Consider the following 26,718-nt stretch of genomic DNA (forward strand, 5'->3'; position numbering starts at 1 on the left):
CCTCGCTAACTTTACCCTCGCTAACTTTTCCCCATAAAAAAAGCCGCTTAGTTTAACTAGGCGGCTTTGGAGGTTAGTCTCACATTATTTTGGGCGTGTCTCCAAAATACTGCGAATACGTTACCAAGGAACTTTTTGTTTATTACGCTTAGATTGACTCTAAGGCAATTTTAACCATTTCATTGAAGGTGCTTTGACGCTCTTCACTTGGGGTTGCTTCACCGGTGATCACGTGGTCACTCACGGTAAATAATGCCATGGCTTTTGCACCATATTCAGCAGCAACGCCATATAAACCGGCTGTTTCCATATCTACCGCTAACATGCCTAGTTTATCAAGTTCTTGATAAAAGCTGTTATCGGCTTGATAAAAGGTATCGGTGGTAAATACGTTACCCACTTTCGCTTTAATACCTAGCTCTTTTGCTGCATTAACGCCGTTTAATAGTAAATCAAAATCAGCAATTGCTGAGAAATCATAACCACGTACACGTGCACGGTTTACATTTGAATCTGTGCTTGCGCCTTGTGCAAAGATAACATCACGAATTTTAATGTCGCTACCAATACCGCCGCAAGTGCCGATACGAATTAGGTTTTTAACGCCGTAGCTGACGATTAATTCGCGTGCATAAATCGACATTGATGGAATGCCCATACCAGAACCCATAATGCTTACTGGTTTACCTTTATAAGTGCCAGTGAAACCATACATGTTACGAACGCCGGTTACTTTTACAGCATCATCAAGAAAATTTTCAGCAATGTATTGCGCACGTAATGGATCACCCGGCATTAATACCGTTTGTGCAAAATCGCCATTATTTGCGTCAATATGTGGAGTACTCATTATTCGTTTCCTTTTACTTTTAGCGCGTTAAGCTTATCAATAAAGCCATCGCCATATTCAAGTGCAGGTAAGTTAAACCACTGGGCAAGTGTTTGACCTATGTCTGCAAAACTAGCACGTTCACCAAGCGGGGTATTTTCAAGCCCTACCTGATAAGCAAGTACAGGCACATATTCGCGGGTGTGCTCACTGCCCGGGAATGTTGGATCACAACCGTGATCCGCCGTAATAATTAGTACGTCGTCGGCTTTAAGCTGCTTAAGTATCGTTGGTAAGTAATCGTCCAACTGTTTAAGCGCTTTTGCATACCCAACAGGGTCGCGGCGATGACCAAATTTTTCATCAAAATCAACTAAGTTAGTAAATATCAAACTGTGATCTGGCGCTGATGCCATTACCTCAGTGGTTTTTGCTAACAAGTTTTGTAAGCCTGGGGCTTTGTGTTTTTGGGTGATCCCTTGATGCGCATAGATGTCAGATATCTTCCCTATACTAATCACTTCACCACCGTCATCGGCTAGTTTGTCTAGCAATGTTGGCGCTGGCGGTAACACTGAATAATCTCGACGATTGCCCGTTCTGGCAAAGTCTTGATTATTGGAACCCAAAAATGGCCGCGCAATCACTCGTCCTATGTTCATTTCATCAAGCAGCGCCCGTGTGATTTCGCAGACCTGATAAAGTTTTTCTAGACCGAAAGTTTGTTCATGCGCGGCTATTTGAAACACGCTATCAGCTGAGGTGTAACAGATTGGTTTACCTGTTTTTATGTGCTCTTCACCTAGCTGTTCTAAAATCGTAGTACCCGAGGCATGGCAGTTGCCTAAAATCCCTGGGATACCGGTACGAGCAATCAGCTCGTCAATTAACTGTTGTGGAAAACTCGGTTGTGTTTTAGGGAAATATCCCCAATCGAATAACACCGGTACACCTGCCATTTCCCAATGACCTGATGGAGTATCTTTGCCGCTAGAAAGCTCTTTTGCGTAACCCCAAGCAGCAATCGGTGTTTGACGGTCGCTAACAAGGCACGGTTCATTGCCTGCAGCTTCACATGCATCAACTAAACCTAATAACGATAGGTTAGGTAGTGATAGCCGTTCGCCGGTTTCTTCAAAGTATGCTTTAAGCAAATGTGCAAAAGTGTTTGCGCCCAAGTCGCCAAACTTGTCAGCGTCTGGTGCTGCACCTATGCCTAGGCTATCTGCCATTAATATAATTGCTCTTGCCATACTCACCTCGATTATCCAATGTAGCTACTTTATATTTTTGTGCTTTTTAACGTACAGGACATAAGTCCTGTTTCATAAAACCTAAACATTATAAATTTCACACCTTAAAGCGAAGCAAGAGAGATTATTCGTGTCTTTTTTGCTATTGTGATCTACCAACAATGTATCCTTCTGTGTGGATGAGAACTTTAGTGACACGAACAATAATAGCCATTGCTGGCGCTTCTGCGTCTGGCAAATCTCTTTTTAGCCAAACAATTTATAATGAATTGGTGAATGAGCTTGAACCAGGCGCCATCGCCGTGATTGAAGAAGATGCGTACTATAAAGACCAATCGCATTTGCCGTTTGATCATCGTACGCAAACGAATTACGACCATCCTGATGCGTTTGAACATGAGTTAATGTGTAAACATTTAACACAGTTACGTGATGGCGAAGCGGTAGAAGTACCTACCTATGATTATGCGCAGCATACTCGCAGTGACAAAACACGCACTGTGATGCCAGCAGAAATTCTCATAGTTGAAGGGATTTTATTGCTTAGTGATAAAGCGCTACGTAAAGAATTTGATATCAAAGTGTTTATTGATACACCGCTTGATATTTGCCTGATGCGCCGTATGCAACGTGATATGGAGCAACGAGGCAGAACATTACAGTCCGTTGTTGAACAATATCAAGCTACTGTGAGACCGATGTTTTATCAGTTTATTGAGCCTTCAAAGCACAAGGCTGATTTAGTGGTTACACGTGGTGGTATGAATCGTGTTGCGATTGATATAATTAAAAGTAAAATAAAATATTTACTGCAAAAATAACAACGGGAATAAGCAAAGATGACAACATTTATGAGCTTAGTCGGCATGTGTATGCTGCTAGGCATTGCATTTGCGGCTTCGACAAATCGCAAAGCAATTAGTTTTAGAACTGTCGGTATCGCTTTTGCCCTGCAATTTATAATTGGTGGTTTTGTCCTGTTTTCAGACGCAGGTAAAAATGCATTAGTTGGCATGTCAAAAGCCGTATCATCAGTGATCGGGTTTGCTAATGATGGGATCAGCTTTTTATTTGGACCGTTAGCAAATCAGGATACGTTAGGGTTTATTTTTGCTATTCAGGTATTGCCAGTTATTGTGTTTTTCTCAGCATTAGTTGCTGTGTTATATCACTTAGGCATTATGGATTGGATAATTAGAATATTAGGCGGTGGTTTACAAAAACTGTTGAAAACCTCACGCACTGAGTCGCTTTCAGCAACCGCAAACATTTTTGTTGGTCAAACTGAAGCGCCACTGATTGTTAAGCCGTTCATTGCAACGATGACTAAGTCAGAGTTATTTGCAGTAATGGTAGGTGGCTTAGCAACGGTAGCGGGCTCAGTAATGGCCGGTTACGTGATTATTGGTGTAGAGCTTAAATATTTAATTGCAGCCAGCTTTATGGCAGCGCCGGGTGGTTTCTTAATGGCCAAGATGATTGTGCCAGAGACCGAAACACCAAAAGATACTTTAGCTGATTTAGAGCTTGACGAAGACAAGCCTGTTAACGTAATTGATGCAGCAGCATCGGGTGCAGCAAACGGTATGCATTTAGCCTTGAATGTAGGCGCAATGTTACTGGCATTTGTAGCTTTAATTGCGCTGTTAAACGGTTTATTAGGTGGTATTGGTGGTTGGTTTGATTATCCAACCCTAACACTACAAGAAATTTTAGGTTATATATTTGCGCCGGTTGCCTGGTTACTAGGTGTACCGTGGAATGAAGCAATTATAGCTGGTAGCTTTATTGGTCAAAAATTAGTAGTAAACGAGTTTGTTGCTTATTTAGACTTTATGAATTATCGCGATACGTTAAGTGCGCACACACAAGCGATTGTCACATTCGCGTTATGTGGGTTTGCTAACTTATCATCGATAGCCATTTTACTAGGTGGATTAGGCGGTATGGCGCCTAGTCGGCGAAAGGATATCGCACGCTTAGGGCTCAGAGCAGTGTTAGCAGGATCTATGGCTAACCTTATGAGCGCCGCAATTGCAGGTTTTTTCCTCTCGCTAGCTTAGAAACTTTGAGATGAGCCTTGGTTGCAAAACAATAGGATAAGCCTTTAAGGGGTTAAAGACTTATCTTACTTGAACGATACTTCACAAAGGGCCTTTATGGCCCTTTTATCGTTTTTAATTCACTGTTTACTTTCATAATACTTTTCCTAGTTATTGCTATACTCAAAGTTCTATCGTCAAAAAGAGAAAATAAATGCGGCTATTTATTAATCTGCTACTTCTTTGTATCAGTGTCCATAGTACTGCAAATCAAAACTTAATGGTTGTGACCGAGTTGTCACCGCCGAATCAAGTTTTGCTGAATAATCAGGTAACTGGTTATAGTACTGAGTTAGTAAATATGATTATTTTAGAGGCTAAGCTCAATGCCCCAATCAACATGTACCCTTGGGCACGTGCTTATAAAATGGCGGTTAATAATAGCAACACCTTAATTTACAGTATGGCACGCACAACGGATCGCGAAACACTGTTTCATTGGATTGGGCCAGTAGCACAGTTTGAAATGGGCTTTGTAAAACTCTCTGAGCGCAGTGATATTAACTTTGATAATACAGAGCAAGCTAAGCAATATAAAATTGCCGTACAGCGCCATGACCTTGCATCGCAAGTATTAGTAAAACGTGGTTTCGAAGTATTGCTGACCACTGATATTCAAAAGTCATATCAGTTACTACTAGCAAGAAAAGTTGATCTGGTAGTCGACGATGCTAATTATCTAGCTTCAATGAGTGAGCAGCTAGCGATCAATGCTAACGCACTGACGTTCGTACATGCCATAGAAGGACTGGCAGTTGCTGGTTACTTAGCTGCAAATATCAATACTGATGAAGATATTATAAAAGCACTGCAGCAGGCTTTTTTAAAGGTTAAAAGTACTGAAAAATACCGTCAATTAATAACGGCTCATTAACTAGCTATTGTACATAACGATGCCGATAAGCGTCAAAGTTATCCACCGCTTTAAGTTTTTCTAACTGCTCATTGAAGCGTTCAACTATTTCAATAGGCATCTCTTTATTAAATACTACGTAGTTACCCTGTAATGTATTTACTGGTAGCTCAACTAGTTTGACGACTTCTTTACCACCATGACCAAATTGCTGCAGTTGGTAATCTAAGGCAAACTCTGAGCCGAGAATTAAATCGATTTTATTTTTAAAAAATAGGTTCATATATTCATAGTGATGAGCTACTTTTAATAAGTTTTTATCTTGTTGGAAACCAATACTCTCCACTAACCCCTCATAAATATTGCCTCTAACGACACCTAAGGTGTATGCACTAACTTGAGTAATATCAGTTGGATTAATGTGTTTGTTGTCGCGAAGACGATAAAAAAATGTACGTGAAGAAACCAATGGGCCAACCCAGTAAAATAAATCTTCTCGCTCAGCACTGCGAGCGGTTGATACTAGCCCTGAGAGCTGATTTTTTTGCACTAAATCGTATGCCCTTGCCCAAGGCAACAGCTCAAATTTGCACTCCACTTGTGAAAGCTCACACAACGTACGCACAATATCTAAATTAATCCCTTGCAGCTGCCCTTTATTCGAAAAATTATAAGGGGGAAACTGTTCAGTAAAAATAGTAATTATTGGCTTTGCAGCGCAAGTAAAAGTGAATCCAAGGCTAAACACTAGGATAAGTAATCGGTAGATAATCTATCTCGTTACAGAAAAATAATAATAGATAAAGAATAGGAGGGGGAGCAAGTTACGTCAATTTTCAAATACAAAAAAGCAAGCCTAAGCTTGCTTTTTTTATTCTACCTAAAAGGTAAAATTATACAGCAGTGATGTTCTCTGCTTGTGGACCTTTTTGACCTTGTGAAAGAGTGAACTCTACACGTTGGCCTTCAGCTAAAGTTTTGAAACCTTCGCTTTTGATTGCTGAGAAATGTGCGAAAACGTCTGGGCCATTTTCTTGCTCGATGAAACCAAAACCTTTAGACTCGTTGAACCACTTAACTGTACCTGATACGATGTTAGACATTGTAATATCCTGATATAAAAATAAAATAATTGCTCTAATGAGCGGTGTAGCAAAAAATGAGATGGTACTTTAAAAACTTCAGGACGGTACTACAAGTATTACTTATACAACATCGAAATGGAGATTTATAGCTTTCATGCTTTCTTTCTAGCTGCAGCAAACTATACAGGGTTAATAAGTTATGTCAACCCCCTTTCGAGTCTTTATTTACCTTAGCCAATATTTAAGGCGCGTTGAGTAATTTTTTCTATCACGGATGAGTGTTACTTTTTTTGTTACAGTTGATTGCTCAGCATCATTTTTTGCAATCTATCACATATTTGAAAACTCACTGAAAAAATTGCGTAAAAGTAAAAATATATTCCATTCTTAGTGAGATTTCACCACTGATCGCAGCTAATAATCGCCTTATCTCAATAGGTGAGATCATTAGTAGTTATCTGCAGTATGCTTGGGCCATTGAGCACATAGTGATATTTGCCCCATTTAATTGCGCTTTGCTGCTATTTTTTGTGCACTTCAACTTTTATGACAGCAGGCACCTGCTGATTTACAAAGCGCTTACTGCGCTTATATCGGCACAATTTAATTTTTAAAAATGATAAGAGAAAAATAATGAAACACTTATTAGCAACCGCGATCAGTTCAGCGTTATTATTAACAGCCTGTTCTGAGCCCCAAACAACAGCAAACAACATTAAAGCCGAACAAACGGCTACAGCTGATCAAGTACAGCAAGCTAATCCACTGTTAGTGAAAAGCGTTTTACAATACGAAACGCCAGATTTCAATGCGATTAAAGACGAACACTTTATGCCGGCTTTTAATCAAGGTATGGCTGAGCAAATGGCTGAAGTACAAACGATTATCAATAATCCTGCTAAGCCTGATTTTGCTAATACAATTGTTGCGCTTGAAGAAAGTGGGGAATTATTAACCCGTACCCGTAGCATTTTCTATAACCTAGCAGGCAGTGACTCAAACCCAACGCGTCGTGAGATACAAAAAGAGCTAGCGCCAAAAATGGCAGCACACAGCGACAACATTTTCTTAAATAAAGCATTATTTGAAAAAGTAGCAACATTACACGCAGAGTCAGACACTCTGGCTTTAACAGCTGAAGAAACTCGCTTACTCGACGTTTACTACAAACGCTTTATCAGAGCGGGCGCGAAATTAAACGCAGAACAAAAACAACAAATTCGTGATATCAATACCAAGCACTCAAGCTTAACCACTCAGTTTTCACAAAACTTACTAGCATTGACTAACAGCAATGTTGTTATCGTTGACGATAAAGCGCTGCTTGATGGTTTATCAGCAGGCCAAATAGAGCAACTTGCCAATGCTGCAACACAAGCGGGTCACTCAGGTAAATATCTGATAAAAATCACTAACACAACGCGCCAACCAATTTTAGCAGCGCTTAAAAACCGTGAACTACGTGAAAAAGTATGGCGTGCATCATCAGAGCGTGCGCTATCGGGTGAAAATAGTAACCGCGAAATCGTGGCTGAACTAGCTCAGCTACGTGCTCAAAAAGCAAAACTACTTGGTTACGACAGTTGGGCTGCGTTTGGATTAGAATCACAAATGGCGAAGAAACCAGAAGCAGTATTTGATATGTTTGCCAGCATGATCCCTGCGTTGATGCAAAACGTTAATGCTGAAGCTGCTGCGATCCAAGCGAAAATCGATGAGTCTGGCGATCAATTTAAGCTACAGCCTTGGGATTGGCTATTCTACGCAGAGCAAGTACGTAAAGATAAGTACAACTTAGACGAAAATGCAGTAAAAGAATACTTTGAGTTTAATCGTGTATTAGAAGACGGCGTATTCTTTACCATGAACCGCTTATATGGCATTACTTTCAAACCACGCACTGATATTCCGGTTTATCATCCAGATGTAAAAGCATATGAGCTATTTGATGCTGATGGTAAGAGTCTTGCGATTTTCTTTGCTGATTACTTTGCGCGTGAAGGCAAACGTGGTGGCGCATGGATGAGCTCGTTTGTAAAACAATCTGGCTTAAAAGAACAAAAGCCTGTGGTTGTGAATGTAATGAACATTCAAAAAGGCGCCAAAGGTGAACCAACGCTAATCAGCTATGACGAAACAACAACTATCTTCCACGAATTGGGTCACGGCCTACATGGTATGTTCTCGAACGTGAAATACCCAACTTTATCGGGTACTTCAGTATCTCGTGACTTCGTTGAGTTCCCATCAACGTTTGAAGAAGATTGGGCTATGTATCCTGAAGTTATCGCAAACTATGCAAAACACCACGAAACAGGTGAGCCAATTCCTGATGAGTTACTGACTAAAGTAATTCAATCACGTAGCTTCAACCAAGGCTATGACACCCTTGAGTACGTTGCAGCGGCACTTTTAGATATGGAATGGCACTCATTGCCTGCTGATGCCCCGTTACAAGATATTGAGAAATTTGAGCAACAAGCACTAACTAAGCACGGTGTAAATGTGCCATTTGTGCCACCGCGTTATAAGTCTGCGTTCTTCTCACACTCAATGGGTGGCGGTTACTCAGCGGGCTACTACGCATACATGTGGAGTGAAATTTTAGCGGCCGATGCATTTGCTTACGTTCAAGAGCAAGGCGGTTTAACCCGTAAAATGGGCGATAAATACCGTAAAGAGATCTTAGAAGTTGGTAACTCACGTGACCTAATGGAGTCGTTCAAAGCGTTCCGCGGTCAAGAGCCTGACACCTCAGCGTTATTAAAACGCCGTGGTTTAAAAGCAACCGTTCAGTAAAAACAAGCTACGGAGGGGAAAGTTAGAAACTAGCTATTTCCTGCTTAACGATCAAGGCGCGAAACTAATTTCGCGCCTGTAACTAGCAATGGCTATATACCGCCTCATTATGAGTGTATAAATTAGTAGGCTGAATAGATGTACTTAGTTCAGCTCACTAACTTTACTGTTTTTAACTCGCTAGCCCCTCACTGCACCACAAAATCAAAATAAGTATTTGGATAGGCTTGTGGCTGATAGGTAAAGTGCCACCACTCCATTGCGTAAGGCGAAAATCCAGCGGCCAACATGATATTTTTTAACTTATATCTGTTTGCTTGTTGATCTTGAGTAATACGCGGATCATCGGTATTTGAGATGGTATCGAACATATCAAACAATGAGCCCATATTTAATGCTTTGCCTTGACTATCAGTCAAAGTTAAATCAATTGTTGAACCACGGCTGTGGCCTGATTTAGCTGCGATATAATCACCGAGTAACTGATCTTTTCCTAAATTAGGGTAATACGCAGCTTTGGTTTTTGTGTCAGTTTCGTCGTTAACCCAACGCACAAAGTGGTCAACGGCTCGTTGTGGCCGATAACAATCATAGATTTTAAAATTATAACCTGCTTGCTCCGCCTGAGAATGTGCTTTTACCAGCGCTGCAGCTGCCGTTTTATGCAATAAGCATTTAGGCGCGTTATAACCTTCGATTGGTTTACCAACAAAGTTTTGCCCACTAAAATAGCGAATATCAAATAATGCGGTCGGTATTAACGTTGCAACATCAACAAACTCACTACGATAGCTTTGAGCTGGGTCGGAATATGTAGCGTTAGCGTCATGGGCAATTGCTGCACTGCTTAAAGCATACACTCCAAGCAGTGACATTAGTTTAAAACTGATATTTAACAACATTGTAGTAGCTTATAACATTAAAAACAGGCTATTAATATTGCATAGTTAAAAGCCATTGCCAATAAATTATTCCTGCTCGACAAGTTCAGATTGGATAAACTGAGAATCATCAGATTGGATAAACTGAGAATCAATAATACACCGATTACGACCCGTTTTTTTCGCTTTGTATAAAGCCTGATCCGCTTGTTTGAGTATCTCTTCAACACTCAATTGCATCAGTGGCCAGCCAGAAATACCTATTGATATGTTGATACTTCCTACTGGTTCGATGATTGTTTCTGATACACGCATACGTAATCGTTCCGCAAGTTGATAAGCTGATTTGGCGTTAATATTTGGTAATATAACAATAAACTCTTCTCCCCCCGTACGTGCAACAAAATCATTTTCACGGGTTACATCAACAATAATTTTAGCCAACGATTGCAAAACAATATCACCAATATCATGGCCAAACTCATCATTAACACGCTTAAAAAAATCAATATCGATAGCAAGCACAGTGAAGGGTGTTTGCTGTAAAGTTAATTGATCTAACATGAGCTCCAGGCTACGTCTGTTATGTAAGCCCGTAAGTGGATCTGTTTGTGCTTCATGCTGTAATAGACCAATCTGGTTTTGTAATAAGCCGATTCCTTTTAGCATAGCTAAACGCAGTTCAGAGCTTTCATAATACCAAGACCGCACTTGCTTTAACTGTTGCGAAGTTGACGGGTTATCAAGTGTTTTAGCCGTTTCTGCAAGTTGCCTTAACGGCTTTGAAATTAACCGAGCTAGCACCCAAATAAATATAAAGGTTGCCAACCCTACTGGCAGGGTTCGATATAAAACATTCATCATTAAATCGTCTAATGGCGCAAATGTAGCGTCTAATGGTCGTTGTGTGACAATGCCCCAAGAGGCACTTTTTAATGGTGCATAACCTGCCAGCATGACAATGTTTTGACTATTAATTAACTGCCTAGTGCCGCTTTCACCTCTTAGCACCGCTTCGATCACTGGATTGCCAAAAACTTGTTCACCGATCCGAGCAACATCAGGGTGATAAAGTAAGCGCCTATTCTTATCAACAACATAGATATATGAGCCGTCTTTATGAAAATGTACTTGCAGTAAGTCATGTAAAATCCCTTTTTGTTTTAGATATAATGTCCCTCCTATGTAGCCAAGGTATTCACCTTGAGAGTTAAATATCGGATGCGAAATAACTATCACGAGGTTCCCTACCGCAGAAATATAAGGCTCACTGATTATTGGCTTTTTATTCGCTAGTGCTTGTTTTGCACCATCACTTTCTAAAAGTTGACCTTTTAGCTTTAGACTCAATGGTGAATGGGCTAATACCACACCATTTTTGTCAACGACAACCGTTGAGTTAAAGCTATCAGTTTGCAACCTAAGTCGCTGCGCCTCTTGCGCAAGAGTGTTTGCATCATTAAATTGGATTGCAAGAATTTTTGCTGAATAAGCGAGTTGCTGCTGAGCAGCCAGTAGAAACCGGTCAGTGGCAGAGACAAGTTTAGCGGCATACGCATTATGGTTTTTTAAGGTTTGCGATTGTAGCTGCTGTTTTTGTACTTGGTAGCTGGAATAAAAGCCATTTAGAAAGGTGATCACAGTCACTGAAATAGCTAAAAATAAGATTAACTTTTTTAAATCAAGATTGATATTAACACGGCCTAGCAAAATACTTACTTCTCTATGCTGGCCTTGTATTTCCTTGGCAATTATACTAACGATAAATGATAGCAAATAGCTCCCATACGATCCAGCTAAAAGCTCGTAAAGTACTTATTTCTGTTGTTCCCAACGGCTAATAATTTATCTCTATGCAATTTTTAGACCGCGCTCAGCTTGGCTCTCGCGACATAAAAATTTTAAATTCAAATACTTGTAATATTATTTGAATTTTCACTACATGCCAGTTGAACTTATGCAACAACTTGTTGCTGAGCTTGCGCTAAGCGATTGCTGTTTCCCCATAGAAAAATCAATTTATCTGTTTGCGCTTTTAACAAAATAAGCGAAGAAAATTTACCTTGCGCAAAATGAATAAATTATTACAATTAAAAGACAAATAACAAATAAAAGAACGTTATGGTTAAACATCACTGCCAGAATATATTATCACAATTACCCAGTCATCGTTTGCTCGCCTTAGATGTACTGCGAGGGTTCACTATCACTGCGATGATTCTAGTCAATAACCCAGGAAGTTGGTTATATATGTACTGGCCGCTTAAACATGCTGATTGGCATGGCCTAACACCCACTGATTTAATTTTCCCATTTTTTATTTTTATTGTTGGGATGTCGATCACACTATCGGTTAATGCCATGCTGACAAAAGGAGTGACTAAACAAAGTATACTCAGATCTGGTGTAGTGCGTACGGTAAAGCTAGTTGCATTAGGTTGGTTTTTAGCCCTGTTCTACTATAATTTTCGCGATCCTAATTTCAGCTGGCTAGATGAACGTTTAGCAGGTATTAGGATCATGGGCGTTTTACAACGCATCGGTCTAGTTTATCTGATTGCCTTAGCTTGTTACCTTTATATAAAACCAAAGTATATTGCGCTTACCTTTGTGAGCTTACTCATCGGGTACGGCGCGTTAATGATATATACGCCCTATTCATTGCCTAACGGTGAAATCGTTAAAGGGCTGTGGCTGCATGGTAATAACCTCAGCGCTTGGCTTGATAATTTACTGCTCGGTGCAAATCATGTTTACTATGCCACAGCAAAACCTTTAGCATTTGATCCAGAAGGAATACTCTCAACCTTACCTGCAATTGCAACGGCATTATCAGGAATATTATGCAGATACTATATAAGCACTGAAAAAAACCTTGGCAAACAAGTCAGAATATTTACCCTAGTGGCTATTACAAGCATTGTTTGCGGGTGCTTACTTTCACTTTTAATACCAATAAACAAAGCACTATGGACACCAAGCTATGTAATAATCAGCTCAGGACTAGCGATGTTATGCTATGCACTGTGTAGCTATATTCTCGATATTCGTAAAGTTCGCTTGTGGAGTGCGCCGTTTTTAGTGTTTGGCGCTAACGCTATTTTGTTCTTTATGTTTGCTGGCATCGTAGCGCGTATTTTAATTATGATCCCAGTGGCTGATACAAGTTTAAAAGGTGCTATATTTAATCAAGTATTACAACCGCTATTTGGTAATTATTTAGGCTCTTTTAGCTATTCGTTGCTATTTTTACTCGCCTCTTATCTAGTGATGTATGCGTGCTATAAACGCGGGATTTTTTGGAAAGTATAATGTCTAAGCCTCATCAAGAGGCTGCTTGACTCACTTTATCTAATAAATACAGCACAGATTGGTAGTTAATACCACTGTGCTGAGTTAAGCCAATTTCACAACTGCGGCTATTAGAAATACCGCTACTGCAATTTTGAGGCACTTGGTTACGCAGCGTTTTTAATGCATTAGCATTTAGCTCTGGCAAGTTAAAGCCCTTATCGCCGGCAAAGCCACAACATTCAATATCAGCCGGAATAATCACTTCGTTACTGCATGCTTTAGCTACGGCAACAAGTTGTTGTTCACTGCCACGGCGTTTGCTACTACAGGTAACATGTAACATAACCGGCTCTGGTTGGGCTGTGATGGTCAGCTTAGGCAATAAATATTGATAAGCAAACTCAGCACTTTCGAGTACTGTTAAACCGCGCTGTTGCGCTGCTTCATTGCTTGTTAATGCACATGGACTGGCGTCAAAAATAATCGGGTAACGACCATTTTCAGACACCTGCTGCGCGATATCGAGTAACTGCTCAGCTTTACTTTTTGCCTGTTCAGGTAAACCTTTACTGGCAAAGGGCATGCCACAACATAGCTCATTAATTTGCATCGGCAGTAACAGTTCAATTCCCGCTTTAGTCGCGAGGCTATGCATAACTTGCATAATTGAGCGGCGATCATCCGCTTGCTCATCGGCAGCAAACACCCTGCTGGCACAACTGGGAAGATAAACCACTTTATCAGGCTGTTGTGCGTGTACTATGCTGTGATTAATTGGCTGCTCCCCCCTTGGCCACGCTGAATAATAAAGTGGGGTGCCAATCAGCTTATTAGTAGGTTTGGTTAAAGTACGCAGTGCCTGTGCACCAATGATGTTTCGCACCATCGCCATACTGGTTAAACCAAAGCGTGCTGTATTTGCTAATACCGCAAAATGTTTGACCGCAAAACTGGCTATGCGCGGCGCCACTTTTGCATTGAGTTGCTTTTTTGCCCTCAGGGATTTTATAAATTCACCGGTGTTAATACCAACGGGGCATTTCATGCCACACAGCCCGGTTGCTGCACAGCTATCAATACCTAAATATTGAAAATCTTTTTCGATACTGCTGAGCTGACGATTAATGTGCTGTTTTTCGCTAATATCACCGGTGTTACTAAGTTGATTAACCAATTCAGTGCGACGTCGCCACAGCGTAATACGTTGGCGCGGCGTTAAGGTGAGTCCTTTTGATGGGCATACGGTTTCGCAAAAACCACACTCAATACATTTGTCGATTATATCGTCGCTGCTAGGCATGGTTTTTAAATGTTGAATATGGCAGTTTTCATCGGTATTGATGATCACTCCTGGGTTTAAAATGTGGTCTTTATCAAACAATTGTTTAATACGTTGCATCACAGCAAAGCCATCAGTGCCCCATTCAGTTGCCACAAACGGCGCCATATTTCGCCCAGTACCATGCTCAGCTTTTAATGAGCCATTCAGTTCAACCGCCACCAGTTGCGACACGTCCCGCATAAATTGCTCATAACGCGCTACTTGCGCTGGTGTATCGAACGCTTGGGTAAATACAAAATGCAAATTACCCGCTAAGGCATGGCCAAAAATAATCGCTTCATCGTAACTGTATTTATCAAATAATTGATGCAGAGCTTTAACACCCTGAGCTAATACATCCAGCTCAAAAGCCACGTCTTCAATGATCACAGTGGTGCCATTTTCGCGCACTGCACCGACTGCCGGGAACGTACCTTTACGAATATTCCATAATGATGCATTGCGCTTAGCATCTGTTGAAAACGCCATAATCGCTAATTGATGGGCGCTAAAATGTGCGACAAGCTGATCCACTTGTTGTTGTAAATTAACTAATTTTGTTGCGTCTTCTGCACGTACTTCGATTAATAATGCTGCACTATCTGCTGGGTAGTTATGAACATCTTTAGGCATGATGTCATGATGCGCGACGCACAGGAGCGAGCGCTTATCCAATAACTCAACCGCCGCTACATCAAGCGTTGCTAGCTGCTTTACTAATTCACAGACTTGGCTTATATCATCAAAAATAATAAACGCTGAGCTTTTATGAGCATGATCAATCACCGTGTGGTAAGTAATATCAGCAATAAACCCCAGCGTACCTTCAGAGCCAATCATTAAATGCTTAATGATCTCAATCGGATCAGTGTAATCAATTAGCGCGTTTAAACCATAACCCGTGGTATTTTTTAAGCGGTATTTATGAGCGATACGCTGTGCCAACTCAGGATTATTTGTAACCTGCTGGGCAAGCGCAGTGATATCGTTAATAAACGGTTGATGGCTATGTAAAAATTCAGAACGGCTTTGCTCACTGCGTGTATCAAGCACTGTACCGTCAGCGAAGATTAAGGTCATGTCCTTTACTGTATGGTAACTATTTTGTGCCACGCCACAGCACATACCTGATGAATTGTTGGCTGCCATGCCAGCGATTTTACAACTATTGATTGAAGCGGGATCAGGGCCAATTTTACGGCCAAAAGGCGCAAGTACGGCATTGGCACGAGCACCAATAATAGCTGGCTCTAACCGAATGGCAGCGCCGTTATCTTCAATTTGATAACCAGACCAGCAATCACTAAGCAGCACTAATACAGAATCTGTAATTGCTTGGCCTGATAGGCTAGTACCGGCGGCCCGGAAAGTAATGGCAACTTTATATGTTGCAGCGGCACTGATGACCTGTTGCGCTTGTTGCTGATCAGCAACCAGTACTATTAATTGCGGCACTAAACGATAAAAGCTGGCATCAGTGCCAAAAGCATAGCGCCTAGGGTAATCTTCAATAAACGCCGAAGCAGGCAGCTTATCACTGAGTTGTTGTTGAAATAGTGTCAGTGCTGTTGCCATTATTTGCCCCTTTGCGTTCTGTTAATTTACTCGCTTGGCGACCCACCAAGCATTATGGAATATATTATTACTTGAAATAAGAGCGAATTACCATTAATAAAAGCTCGTCTAATATTATTTTTTTTCATCTAAATAACTATTAACTCTTAATATTTATGTAATGATCAGGCAAGCATGTGATTCGTCGGTGGTTTTTGCAGTTCTGCAAAAAAAACGTTAATGTGACAAAAATATGTTGTATTTTAATCCAAAATGGCATTACCATCAGGAATAAAATATTCACAAATAAAATAAGCAATTCAGCTTTGGAGCCTACTGTGTTAAATAAGTTTGCCATATCATCAATTCTCTTTGGACTAGGGTGTTTATTACCAATGAAATCGACCTTTGCAGCGACCAATTTAACCCTTGAGCAACAGCTTGGCCAAAAGCTGATGCTCGATTTTCGTTATTATTGTGAGCAAGACAGCGAGAACACACCTGAGCAAAAATGCCGTAATGCAGTCACTGAATTACCTGCAGATTTAGCCAAGGTGATCACTAAACATAATATTGGTGGGGTGATCTTATTTGCTGAAAATATCGATAATATTGCGCAAATTGTTAAATTAAATAATGCTATGCAACAAGCTGCGGCAAAGTCGAGCTTAGGCGCACCTTTATTTATTTCAATTGACCAAGAAGGCGGACGTGTTGCACGTATTCCTCGTGATATTGCCACTTCATTTACTGGTAATATGTCGATTGGCGCAAGTTATGCGGTTCACGGCACCAAGTTTGCTACACAATCTGCACAAGTGATTGCTGATGAATTAAAGGCCATTGGTGTGAATGTTAACTATGCACCAACTATTGATGTAAACATGAACCCTGATAACCCGGTTATTAATGTGCGCTCATACGGTGAAGATCCAACACTTGTGAGTATTTTAGGTGGCGCACAAGTTGCTGGCTTTGAAGGTAATGGCGTAATTACCTCACTGAAACACTTTCCAGGCCATGGTGATACAAACGTTGATAGCCACACCGGCTTGCCAAAAGTAATGCACGATAAAGAAACTATCTGGGAAAAAGATTTACCTCCGTTTCAAACTATTATTAAAAAGCAAAACCCTGGCATGATCATGACTGCGCATATTCAGTACCCAGCACTGGATAGCAGCACATTTGTTAGTAAAGATGGCAAAACCATGATCAAACCTGCGACGATGTCGCATAAAATCATCAGCGAATTATTACGCGATGAAATGGGCTATCAAGGTGTAGTGATCACCGATGCGCTAGATATGGCTGGTATTAGCCACTTTTTCGAACCAATTGAAGCCGTTGTAAATACTTTTGCTGCCGGGGTTGATATTGCTTTGATGCCAATTGAAATTCGTAGTCCAAAAGATTTAGTCGTATTAGATAAACTGATCAGCCGCTTAGTGAGCGAAGTTGAAAAAGGTAATTTACAAGCCGACGAAGTCGCTATCTCTGCTCAACGCATCATCAATTTAAAAAGTAAATTTAAACTGACCACAGAGCTTGACGAATCGTTAGCAATGCAAAAAGCACAACTTATTCTCGGTGATGATAATCATCGCAAAGTCGAAGCTGAGCTGGCTCTTGCCGCCATTACCCAAGTTAAAAATGACCAGCACACTTTACCGATTAAACTGACGAAAAATAGTAAAGTACATATCATCATGCCTGATACCCGCAAGTGTTTGGCGCTACAACAGGCAATTGCAGAAAATACTCAGCAACCACTTGCATTTAGCTGCACCAGTTTACAAGGCTTTGAGCCCACTGCGACGTTAAAAGCAATCAATGAAGCGGATATCATCATTGCAGGCAATGCATCACCAAACCAAAGCGCGGTAGAAATTGGCGGCATGGATGACCTTGCTGATAACCCTGCATTTGCAATTGCAAAATCGGCGCAAGGTCCGGCACTTGAAAAACTGCTTCAGCAAGCGCAACAAGCTGATAAGAAAACCGTTTTTGTTAGTTTACGAGCACCATACGATATTGCCACATTTGGCCAATATGCGGATGCAATTTTAGCAACTTATGCGTATAACATAGATGTAGATAATGATGTTAAAGTAGCAGGGCCAGCTTTTACTGCTCTTGCAAAAGTACTAGTTGGTAAAAAGCCAGCGCAAGGTACTTTGCCTGTTACCGTCAGTGGCATTAACAACAACTAAAAGTTTACGAGGATACTATGCAACATAACGCATCACTTACTACGCCTTACGCTATTCGTAATATGATCAGGAATGAAGATTATACCGGTAGTACATCGGGCTTTGTTCCCGGCTTTGTACAGGCTAATTTAGTGATTTTGCCCCAGCGCTATGCGTTTGATTTTTTACAATTTTGCCAAGCAAACAAAAAAGCGTGCCCAATTGTAGCAAGTAGCCGCACGCCTGGAGCTACCAGCATTCCAAATGTTGCTCATGATTTAGATATTAGGACTGACATACCTCGCTATCGTATTTTTAAAAATGGCCAATTGATTGAAGAAGTAACGAATATCAAAGAGCAATGGCGCGATGACTTGGTCACTTTTTTAATTGGTTGCTCGTTTTCATTTGAAGAGTCGTTAAAGTTGGCGGGCCTAGAAATACGTAATATTACGGAAAATAAAAATGTACCTATGTACATGACTAATATTCCCTGCGAAAGCGCCGGTATATTTCATGCTAACATGGTCGTTAGTATGCGACCGATGAAGCCGGCAGATGCGATTCGGGCAATCCAAATATGTAGCCGCTTTCCAGATGTGCATGGAGCGCCAGTTCACTTTGGGGATCCAGCTGCAATAGGTATTAAAGATATTAATCGCCCTAACTTTGGTGAATCTGTCACCATTAAAGACGGTGAAGTACCGGTATTTTGGGCCTGTGGTGTCACGCCGCAAGTAGCCATAGCTAATGCTGCGCCTGATTTTTGCATTACACATAGCCCAGGTCATATGCTGATCACCGACATTCAAAACGCCCATATCTCGGCTTTTTAAACGGGAATAATGATGAAGCTCAATTGTGATTTAGGGGAAAGCTTTGGTGCATGGCAAATGGGCCTTGATGAAGAGGTAATGCCGCATATTGATATGGCTAATATTGCTTGTGGTTTTCATGGCGGTGATAGTGATGTTCTAGCACGCACCCTGATGCTTGCTAAACAACATAACGTCATTATAGGCGCGCACCCCAGCTATCCTGATAAACAGGGCTTTGGGCGTCGCTCCATGGCATTAACACCACAAGAGCTAAGCAATTGCCTGCATTATCAAATAGCCGCAATTGAAGGCATGGCAAAAGTTCAAGGCCTCACTTTAGAGTATGTGAAGCCACATGGCGCGTTATATAACGATATGATGGCCGATAAAACAATTTTGACCACGGTGATACAAGCTGTTGCCAGTTACCCGAGCCCTTTAAAACTAATGCTTCTCGCCACTGCGAAAGCAGAGCAACATCAACAACTTGCTCAACAATATAACCTTGAATTAATTTTAGAAGCATTTGCTGATCGCCAATATACCGATGACGGTCAATTAGTATCACGGAAAATTGCTGGTAGTGTGCATGATAAACCTGCGCTAATAGCACAAGTTAAACAGCTACTCGCCACCGGCTGCGTAACCACACAATCGGGCAAACAACTGCCTTTACACGCCGACAGTTTATGTGTGCATGGCGATAACGCTGCAGGCATTGCCCTAATTCAAGAGATCAAAGCGTTATGCCACACTCGTTAAGTGATGAACAATTAAGTCAAGCAATCGAAACCATGATGGTAGAACAAAACCTACGTGGTATGCAAAACCTCTATGCCTATCAACAGACAGGTACTTATCTGCGCGCTGCAAAGTCGTTATTTGATGCCAAAAGTACGGTACTCATTGGTACCGGTTTTGCCGTCAAGCAAACATTTGAAACCGATGGCCCTGTAGGCGCCATTGCTTTATACAATGCTTTAATTACGCTGGGTAAAAATCCTATTTTAGTCTGTGGAAACCCCCTTTACAGTGCACTGAAAAATGAATTTAACTGTTTTGAATTGCCACTGAATAATTTTACTGATGCAATGGCTTTTAGCAAAGCTGCGCTGGCTGAGTTAAAACCAGATTGCGTATTGTCTATCGAGCGCCCCGGGCTGTGTCACGGCAATAAATATTACAATATGCGTGGTATTGATATTTCGGCTGATTGTGGTTGTTTTGATTTTTTTGTCAGCCAAGCACCCTGCCCAACGGTAGCTATTGGTGATGGCGGTAACGAAATAGGGATGGGCAATTTATCACAATATATGACCGAGCTGAGCATTATGCCTTGCCTTACTTGCTGCGATGAACTGCTGTTAGCGGATGTATCAAACTGGGCAGCTTACGGCATTATTGCGTTTTTAAGCCGCTGGCATAGCCAAGACTTACTCGCAGAAGTCGATACTTTAGCAATCCTGCAATATTTGAGTGAACGTGGCAGTGTAGATGGCGTTACTCACAAAAACGAATTAACCGAAGATGGCTTACATGCTATGCATGGCCAACAACTCATCGCAAGACTACGTCAGCTTAGCGATGTTGCCAATCAGAATGAGGATTTATAATGAGTACGGTGTATTTAAACGGCGACTATATGAACGCAGAGCACGCAAAAATATCGCCAATGGACAGAGGCTTTTTATTTGGCGATGGTATTTACGAAGTGATCCCTGCCTATAATGGCAACATGCTTGGCTTTGCAGCGCATATTGAACGCATGAAAAATGGTTTAAATGAACTGGAAATTGTACTCGATTATACAGCTGATACATGGCGTGAAATCTGCCAGCAGCTGTGTGAGAAAAATCACGGTGAAAACCTTGGTATTTATTTGCACGTTAGCCGTGGCGCTGATACTAAGCGTGCTCATGCTTATCCTAGTGGTATTACGCCAACGGTATTTGCCTACGCCTTTGAAATTCCAGCACAACCCGTTAGTGATATCGACAACGCCACAACTTATACTGTATCCGTTGAGCAAGATAAGCGCTGGCAGCGTTGCCACATCAAGTCAACCGCATTACTCGGCAACGTGATTCATTACCAGCATGGTGCGGCGGCTGGCAATAAAGAAACCATTTTATACAATCGCTTAGATGAGCTTACCGAAGCAAGCTCAAGTAATGTGTTTATTGTTAAAGATGGCGTGATCAGCACCCCCCCATTGGATAACCAAATTTTACCGGGTATCACTCGCTGGTTAATTTTAACGATATTACACAGCCACAGTGACTTTAAAGTTCAAGAACGTATTATTACTAAGCAGGAACTATTTGCAGCCGATGAAGTGTGGATCACCAGTGCCACAAAAGAAGTTGGCCCAGTGGTAAAACTCAACGGTCAACTGGTCGCTGATGGCAAACCAGGGAAAATATGGCAACAAGTACAGAGCTTATTTACTGAACATAAGTTTGATTATTAATAGCGCTAAGCGGTAATTATAAAAGCCGGGGTTGTTAAGTAAACACGGCTTTTAAAATCCAATTAAATTTTCGCTTACTTAGGCTGATACGGCCAAACTTCTAGTACTCCATCACTGCTTTCGCTGACAATTGTTTTATTTTCTTTATCATACGCTACAGCTAAAACTGAGCCACGAATGCGCAGTTGTGTCGCTTTATACTCAGCCAATAATGTACCATCTTTTACACGCCATAATTGTATCGTGCTTTTCGGTGAGCCGGTTAAAAACCATTTATTATCATTTACAAACCGCGAGTGGTTAAACTCTATAAAATTAGTAAATATATTTAGTTCAGCTTTTTTAATACCGGTGTTTAAATCAAGAAATATACGATCATCAACAGAATCTATCGCAAAACCTAAACTTGCATTTTCGTTTATACTGACATGATTAACACGAGTCGCTAATTTGAACTCTTTTAAAATAGTGCCATCTTTCGTTGACCATAAATAACTAAACTTATCGCTTGAACCGCTTAATGCTGTTTGTCCATCGGCAGATAGTGCTACAGAATTAATATCAAGGCGATGAACTTGAAATAGCGTATTTTGCTTCGTTAGAGAGTTGATCACATCAGCTTCACCGCTACGATAGCCTACCACTATTAACTGACCGTTTGCTGATATTGCAATATCACGAGCAATGTTTTTCCCTGTTGACCAACTACCCAGTAGTTGACCATTTGCAACTGAAAATAAATGTACTGACATGCGGTTAGAAATATAAAACTTAGTTTTATCATCACTAAAGCCAAGCAGTTCAATATGTTTTGCATCATCACCGGAAATGCAACTAAACAAGGTTTTGCTTATCTTATTATCCCATACACATACCTTACCTTGCTCTGAGACAACACTTAGCTGGCCATCATTAGATAACGCCGCGGACTCAACAATTTCTTGCGTATGACGAAATTGTGATGTTGATGGAGCTTCAAAAACTGGCTCTCCTGAGCAGCCAACCAGTGCCGATAAAATCCCTATTAAAACGAGTGTTAAAATACAAAAGCGCACACGTATTCTCACTTATATTATTGTTATTAAACGGTACTTAAAGATCTTGCAAGCTATAAAGTAAAGTCTATACTCTCATTTCATCGCCATTTTAGTCATCTGTTTTAAGCACTTAGCCCGCTACTTTGTCGTTGAACTGATGATTGGACCAATATGCGTTATTTTTAGCACTTTAATGCCACACAAGCCTAAAATTGTGTGCTTCAACTGCTTTGTCACACAGTCTCCTTGAAAATAACGATAATAAACGGGGGTATCAAGCGTTAGTACAACCTCTGCGGTAAGTACTTTAAGAAGTTTTTCAGGAATGCTTTTATTAGGTTGATATTGAAAGGCAAAGCCATTAACGCAGGCCAATCTAAGTCATGTCTAGTGACTTTTAGCTGTTTTAATTGAGTTAAACTTAACCCTAATAATTGTGCACGTTTATAAGCGAAACAAATTCCACATCAGCGTTATCATAAATACGGTAACAACCTTGACGTTCTATGTTTGTCAGTAGACCTATACTTTCATAATGCCTAATTGCTTTAATTGACACGCCTGAACGCTTGCCATTTCACGTAGACCGGCTGCGCCCTTATCAGTAGCGCCAAGCTCAATCGCTTTGTTATCCCTGAAAATTTCCGGCTGGGGAGTAAAATAATATTAATGCTAAAATAAATATGTTAGTAAATCTCTTAACCAAAGCTCAGCTTAAATAGTCATAGCCTTTACTTTATTTATGAAGTTATTAGCGTATTATCAAAGTCTTACTAATGACACTAAACAAAACAGCAAAATGTTATGGATTTTTCTCTTTATACTAAACTGAGCCCACAACTTAGTCATAATAGTTATTGTTGTGAGTTTGACAGTAGTAGTTTTATTGACAGTGACTTTTTAAATTATCAGATTGTGTTACCGCAACAACTACAAAAGGCTGTTGTTAAACGAAGAGCTGAATACCTCGCCGGCCGTTTTTGCGCAAAACAGGTGTTAACCGCCCTCAATATCCCCTGTTTTGATATTATCTCAGGCCCCGATCGCGCGCCCATATGGCCTAAAAACATTATTGGTAGCATTACCCACACGCAAGGGATCGCAATGGCTATAGCATGTCAGCACACTGATATCGCTGGAATTGGTATTGATTTAGAGCAACTAATGAGTGCCAAACAAGAGCTAGAGCTACAAAAGCAAATTTTGCATCCCGATGAATATCCACTGTTTAGGCGATTGGCTGGGCAGCTTTCACATCCATTAACCGTCATTTTTTCAGCAAAAGAAAGTATTTTTAAAGCACTATATCCAAGCGTAAAGCAATTTTTTGGTTTTGAAGCTGCACAGCTAATTGCTTTTAATCAGCAACAATTGCAGTTTAAAATTACTAAAACGCTCGCAGAACAAGTGCCTCAAGACACTTACGTAACCGTTTTCTATCAATGTAATAAAAGTGTAGTACTCACCGAGTGTGAATTTACTATCGCAGCTCAACCACTCAAAAATACTAATGTCGGCAAGTAGCCACTAATAATCAATCAGGTATTCATCGCATGATGGTGTACCTTTGGGTTTTGTTATTCTATAACGGTTAGGTGCGATAATTAATAACAAGGAATTAAAATGAAATTGATTGCCCCCGCAGCCCTCCTAACCTCGCTGTGTTTTTCAGTATTAGCCAATGATAACCTGCAAACTTTTCAACTAGAAAATGTATTCGACCTTGAATATGCCAATCAAATTGAAATGACTAACGACGGTAAAACCGTCTACTTTGTTCGTAATCGGATGGACATTAAATCAGATAGTAAAGTTAGTAATATTTGGTCTGTCGACAGTAGTTCAAAGCAATTACAACCGCTTACATCGGGTGTACATATGGATTACTCCCCTGTCTTGTCGCCAGACCAATCACGTTTAGCGTTTATTTCAACTCGTGATGGCAGTAGCCAAATTTATGTAAAATGGCTAAAAACAGGCGCTGTTGCAAAAATTAGTAATCTTACTCAAAGCCCTTCAAGTTTGCAGTGGTCACCTAATGGTCGGCAATTACTGTTTAGCCAATTTGTACCGAGTAAAGTTAGTTCTCCTATTAACTTACCAGGCAAGCCTGAAGGTGCCAGCTGGGCAGAGCCTGCTAAATTTATTGATGACGTATATTATCGTGCCGATGGCGGCGGTTATACCAAGCCTGGTTTTCGTCATTTGTTTACTATTGAAGCCAATGGCGGTAATGCCCGTCAGTTAACCTCTGGCGACTTTGATCATGGCGGGCCAGTTAGCTTTTCTGAAGATGGTAACAGCATTTATTTTTCGGCTAATCGCCATGCTGACTTTAAACTCAAACCAACAAATTCTGAAATATATCAGCTGACATTAAATGATCTACAAATAACAGCGCTTACCGACCGAGAAGGTCCTGATCAGCAACCGCAAATATCACCAGATGGGCGTTATCTTGCCTATACCGGCTATGATGATAAACGTACCAATTATGAAAATACCCAGCTATATATTCGCGATTTAAAATCGGGTGATACCACAAGTTTAACCGCTGATTTTGACCGCAGTGTCGAGCAAATTAAATGGGCTGATAATTCTAGAGGGCTTTATTTTAGTTACGCCAGTGAAGGCCAAACCGCACTCGCTTATCAACCACGTAGCGGCAAACGAAAAGTGATCACACAAAAAATAGGGAGTGTTTCATTCGGTCGCCCTTATTCTGGTGGTGACTTTGATATAAGCGACGATGGTGATGTGGCAATCACGCTTGCTGATACCCAACGTCCTGCTGATATAGCAATAGTTAAAAATGGTAAAACACAACGTTTAACAAAATTAAATGACGACGCGCTTGGTAATAAACAGCTGGCAAAAGTAGAAGAAATTTGGCTGAAATCAAGTTATGACGACTTACCAATTCAAGGTTGGGTCGCCTACCCTCCTGGGTTTGATAGTAGTAAAAAATATCCCCTTATTTTAGAAATACACGGCGGCCCTGTCGCTAACTACGGTCCACACTTTAGCGCTGAAATACAATTATTTGCCGCTAAAGGTAATGTGGTTTTATATATGAACCCGCGTGGTAGTGATTCATACGGGAAGGAGTTCGCGCAAACTATTCATCACAATTATCCTAGTAACGATTTTGATGACTTAATGACTGGCGTTGATGCGCTTATTGGCAAAGGTTTTATTGATCAGTCAAAACTGTTTGTAACCGGTGGCTCAGGTGGCGGTGTACTTACGGCGTGGATTGTTGGCCATACAGACAGATTTGCCGCCGCTGTTGTTGCCAAGCCGGTGATCAATTGGATCAGCTTTGTACTAACTGCCGACTTCTACCCATTCTTTGCCGATTACTGGTTCCCAGGTAAGCCATGGGATCATATTGAGCATTATATGAAACGCTCGCCAATTAGCTATGTTGGTAATGTTAAAACACCAACCATGCTACTCACTGGTGAAGCGGATTACCGCACTCCTATTTCTGAGACCGAGCAATTCTATCAAGCATTAAAGCTACAAGGAGTTGATACAGCAATGGTACGTATTCCTGATGCATCACATGGCATAACAAAACGGCCGTCAAACTTGATGGCTAAAGTAGCTTATATTCAATGGTGGTTTGATAAGCATAGTAAATAGAAGTTAGTTAGCGGCGAGAGTAAAGTTAACAAGTTGCAAGTGTGAAGCTAGAAACCGTAGCTTGGTCCTTAACAACTTTTACTCTCGCTAATTTGTCCCTAGTCAAATCCCCTGTAAACCCCCTTTACAAAAAGTGAGTGCTCATTCACATATTCTAAAGTTTACACAAGTATCGGACTTTGTAAAAAATCGAGTTAGTAAAATTTCGGTTTATGACATTTTTTGGTCATCGAGTTAGTAAAAAATCGGTTTGAGTCACTGTTTATGGCGTTTAAGTTGGTAAAAAAGTGGTTTGTAGTCGGTTAGAGTTGGTAAAAAATCGGTTTATATTTTCTGATTAATGGCTAATAACGGCCATTTTTATCAAAATCCCCCCTTTCCAAAGAGCTAAAAGCTGATTAAATCGCTAAATTGATAAAAAATACCGCCAAAAAATTCACTTGATTAAACTCTGATCCAAAAATTGAAAATAAATCTGATGCTAGTTAAATACTGATCCAAGCCTTAGTTAAAATCTGATCTGAGCGGTAAAGTTAGCAAGTGTAAAGCTGTATATCCTCTGTAATTGCTAGCATCAAAAAA

21 protein-coding genes are annotated in these 26,718 nt (G+C 40.7%); 12 read left to right on the forward strand and 9 right to left on the reverse strand.

The features are described 5' to 3' along the window. Positions 1 to 148: 148 nt before the first annotated feature. Positions 149 to 850: a purine-nucleoside phosphorylase gene (gene deoD, locus H5183_RS14145; protein WP_145238795.1), complete on the reverse strand. Its 702-nt coding sequence runs from the start codon at positions 848 to 850 to the stop codon at positions 149 to 151. Continuing rightward, the gene (locus tag H5183_RS14150; RefSeq protein ID WP_145238798.1) at positions 850 to 2,082 is read right to left on the reverse strand and encodes a phosphopentomutase; all 1,233 of its coding nucleotides are present in this window, start codon (positions 2,080 to 2,082) and stop codon (positions 850 to 852) included. Before H5183_RS14150 ends, deoD begins: the two co-directional genes overlap by 1 nt. Before the next feature lie 191 nt (positions 2,083 to 2,273). Between H5183_RS14150 and udk the strand changes: the two genes are divergently transcribed. From udk to H5183_RS14165, 3 genes are all read left to right on the forward strand, one after another. Then, positions 2,274 to 2,903 carry a uridine kinase gene (udk, locus tag H5183_RS14155; protein WP_145238801.1) on the forward strand — a complete coding sequence of 210 codons (630 nt, stop codon included), beginning with the start codon at positions 2,274 to 2,276 and terminating at the stop codon, positions 2,901 to 2,903. Positions 2,904 to 2,921: 18 nt separating this feature from the next. Then, positions 2,922 to 4,145: a NupC/NupG family nucleoside CNT transporter gene (locus tag H5183_RS14160; protein WP_182731970.1), complete on the forward strand. Its 1,224-nt coding sequence runs from the start codon at positions 2,922 to 2,924 to the stop codon at positions 4,143 to 4,145. A 193-nt stretch (positions 4,146 to 4,338) separates the two neighbouring features. After that, entirely contained in the window at positions 4,339 to 5,058 is a 720-nt protein-coding gene (locus H5183_RS14165; RefSeq protein WP_182731971.1) for an ABC transporter substrate-binding protein, read from the forward strand. A gap of 4 nt (positions 5,059 to 5,062) precedes the next feature. Here the strand turns inward: H5183_RS14165 and H5183_RS14170 are convergent, their stop codons facing one another. After that, the gene (locus tag H5183_RS14170) at positions 5,063 to 5,785 is read right to left on the reverse strand and encodes an ABC transporter substrate-binding protein (protein WP_145238810.1); all 723 of its coding nucleotides are present in this window, start codon (positions 5,783 to 5,785) and stop codon (positions 5,063 to 5,065) included. Positions 5,786 to 5,930: 145 nt separating this feature from the next. After that, on the reverse strand, positions 5,931 to 6,140 hold the full coding sequence (locus H5183_RS14175; protein WP_058559473.1) for a cold-shock protein: 210 nt from the start codon (positions 6,138 to 6,140) through the stop codon (positions 5,931 to 5,933). 615 nt (positions 6,141 to 6,755) lie between these two features. Between H5183_RS14175 and H5183_RS14180 the strand changes: the two genes are divergently transcribed. Then, a complete protein-coding gene (locus tag H5183_RS14180; RefSeq protein ID WP_145238813.1) occupies positions 6,756 to 8,921 on the forward strand; it encodes a M3 family metallopeptidase in 2,166 nt (721 codons plus the stop codon). 188 nt (positions 8,922 to 9,109) lie between these two features. Here H5183_RS14180 and H5183_RS14185 read toward each other — a convergent pair whose 3' ends face one another. After that, complete coding sequence (locus tag H5183_RS14185) at positions 9,110 to 9,823, reverse strand: M15 family metallopeptidase (RefSeq protein WP_145238815.1); 714 nt, start codon at positions 9,821 to 9,823, stop codon at positions 9,110 to 9,112. A 66-nt stretch (positions 9,824 to 9,889) separates the two neighbouring features. Next, positions 9,890 to 11,512: a sensor domain-containing diguanylate cyclase gene (locus H5183_RS14190; RefSeq protein WP_182731999.1), complete on the reverse strand. Its 1,623-nt coding sequence runs from the start codon at positions 11,510 to 11,512 to the stop codon at positions 9,890 to 9,892. Positions 11,513 to 11,923: 411 nt separating this feature from the next. Here H5183_RS14190 and H5183_RS14195 point away from each other — a divergent pair, with 411 nt between their 5' ends. Then, a complete protein-coding gene (locus tag H5183_RS14195; RefSeq protein ID WP_182731972.1) occupies positions 11,924 to 13,114 on the forward strand; it encodes an acyltransferase family protein in 1,191 nt (396 codons plus the stop codon). Positions 13,115 to 13,127: 13 nt separating this feature from the next. Here H5183_RS14195 and H5183_RS14200 read toward each other — a convergent pair whose 3' ends face one another. Continuing rightward, entirely contained in the window at positions 13,128 to 15,992 is a 2,865-nt protein-coding gene (locus H5183_RS14200) for an FAD-binding and (Fe-S)-binding domain-containing protein (protein WP_182731973.1), read from the reverse strand. 374 nt (positions 15,993 to 16,366) lie between these two features. Between H5183_RS14200 and H5183_RS14205 the strand changes: the two genes are divergently transcribed. Genes H5183_RS14205 through H5183_RS14225 form a run of 5 tightly spaced genes read left to right on the forward strand, consistent with a single transcriptional unit; the run spans position 16,367 to position 21,451 of the window. Continuing rightward, entirely contained in the window at positions 16,367 to 18,184 is a 1,818-nt protein-coding gene (locus H5183_RS14205) for a glycoside hydrolase family 3 protein (RefSeq protein ID WP_182731974.1), read from the forward strand. 17 nt (positions 18,185 to 18,201) lie between these two features. Continuing rightward, positions 18,202 to 18,999: a putative hydro-lyase gene (locus tag H5183_RS14210; RefSeq protein ID WP_149980357.1), complete on the forward strand. Its 798-nt coding sequence runs from the start codon at positions 18,202 to 18,204 to the stop codon at positions 18,997 to 18,999. Between the two features lie 12 nt (positions 19,000 to 19,011). After that, entirely contained in the window at positions 19,012 to 19,743 is a 732-nt protein-coding gene (locus H5183_RS14215) for a 5-oxoprolinase subunit PxpA (RefSeq protein ID WP_182732000.1), read from the forward strand. Further along, positions 19,728 to 20,594, forward strand: a complete 867-nt coding sequence (locus tag H5183_RS14220) for a glutamate cyclase domain-containing protein (RefSeq protein ID WP_182731975.1) — start codon at positions 19,728 to 19,730, stop codon at positions 20,592 to 20,594. The genes H5183_RS14215 and H5183_RS14220 overlap by 16 nt, the downstream gene beginning before the upstream one ends. Further along, positions 20,594 to 21,451: an aminotransferase class IV gene (locus H5183_RS14225; protein WP_145238837.1), complete on the forward strand. Its 858-nt coding sequence runs from the start codon at positions 20,594 to 20,596 to the stop codon at positions 21,449 to 21,451. Before H5183_RS14220 ends, H5183_RS14225 begins: the two co-directional genes overlap by 1 nt. Positions 21,452 to 21,525: 74 nt before the next feature. On the opposite strand, the gene H5183_RS14230 is transcribed toward H5183_RS14225, so the two are convergent. Then, positions 21,526 to 22,506, reverse strand: coding sequence for a WD40 repeat domain-containing protein (locus H5183_RS14230; RefSeq protein WP_182731976.1), 981 nt, complete (start codon positions 22,504 to 22,506; stop codon positions 21,526 to 21,528). Positions 22,507 to 22,915: 409 nt separating this feature from the next. Continuing rightward, positions 22,916 to 23,047 carry a MerR family transcriptional regulator gene (locus H5183_RS22025; protein ID WP_222428961.1) on the reverse strand — a complete coding sequence of 44 codons (132 nt, stop codon included), beginning with the start codon at positions 23,045 to 23,047 and terminating at the stop codon, positions 22,916 to 22,918. A 245-nt stretch (positions 23,048 to 23,292) separates the two neighbouring features. Here H5183_RS22025 and H5183_RS14245 point away from each other — a divergent pair, with 245 nt between their 5' ends. After that, positions 23,293 to 24,012: a 4'-phosphopantetheinyl transferase gene (locus H5183_RS14245; protein ID WP_182731978.1), complete on the forward strand. Its 720-nt coding sequence runs from the start codon at positions 23,293 to 23,295 to the stop codon at positions 24,010 to 24,012. 99 nt (positions 24,013 to 24,111) lie between these two features. Further along, positions 24,112 to 26,136: a S9 family peptidase gene (locus H5183_RS14250; RefSeq protein ID WP_182731979.1), complete on the forward strand. Its 2,025-nt coding sequence runs from the start codon at positions 24,112 to 24,114 to the stop codon at positions 26,134 to 26,136. Positions 26,137 to 26,718 lie beyond the last annotated feature (582 nt).

The organism is Pseudoalteromonas sp. SR44-8 (assembly GCF_014163635.1).
GTDB lineage: Bacteria > Pseudomonadota > Gammaproteobacteria > Enterobacterales > Alteromonadaceae > Pseudoalteromonas > Pseudoalteromonas rhizosphaerae.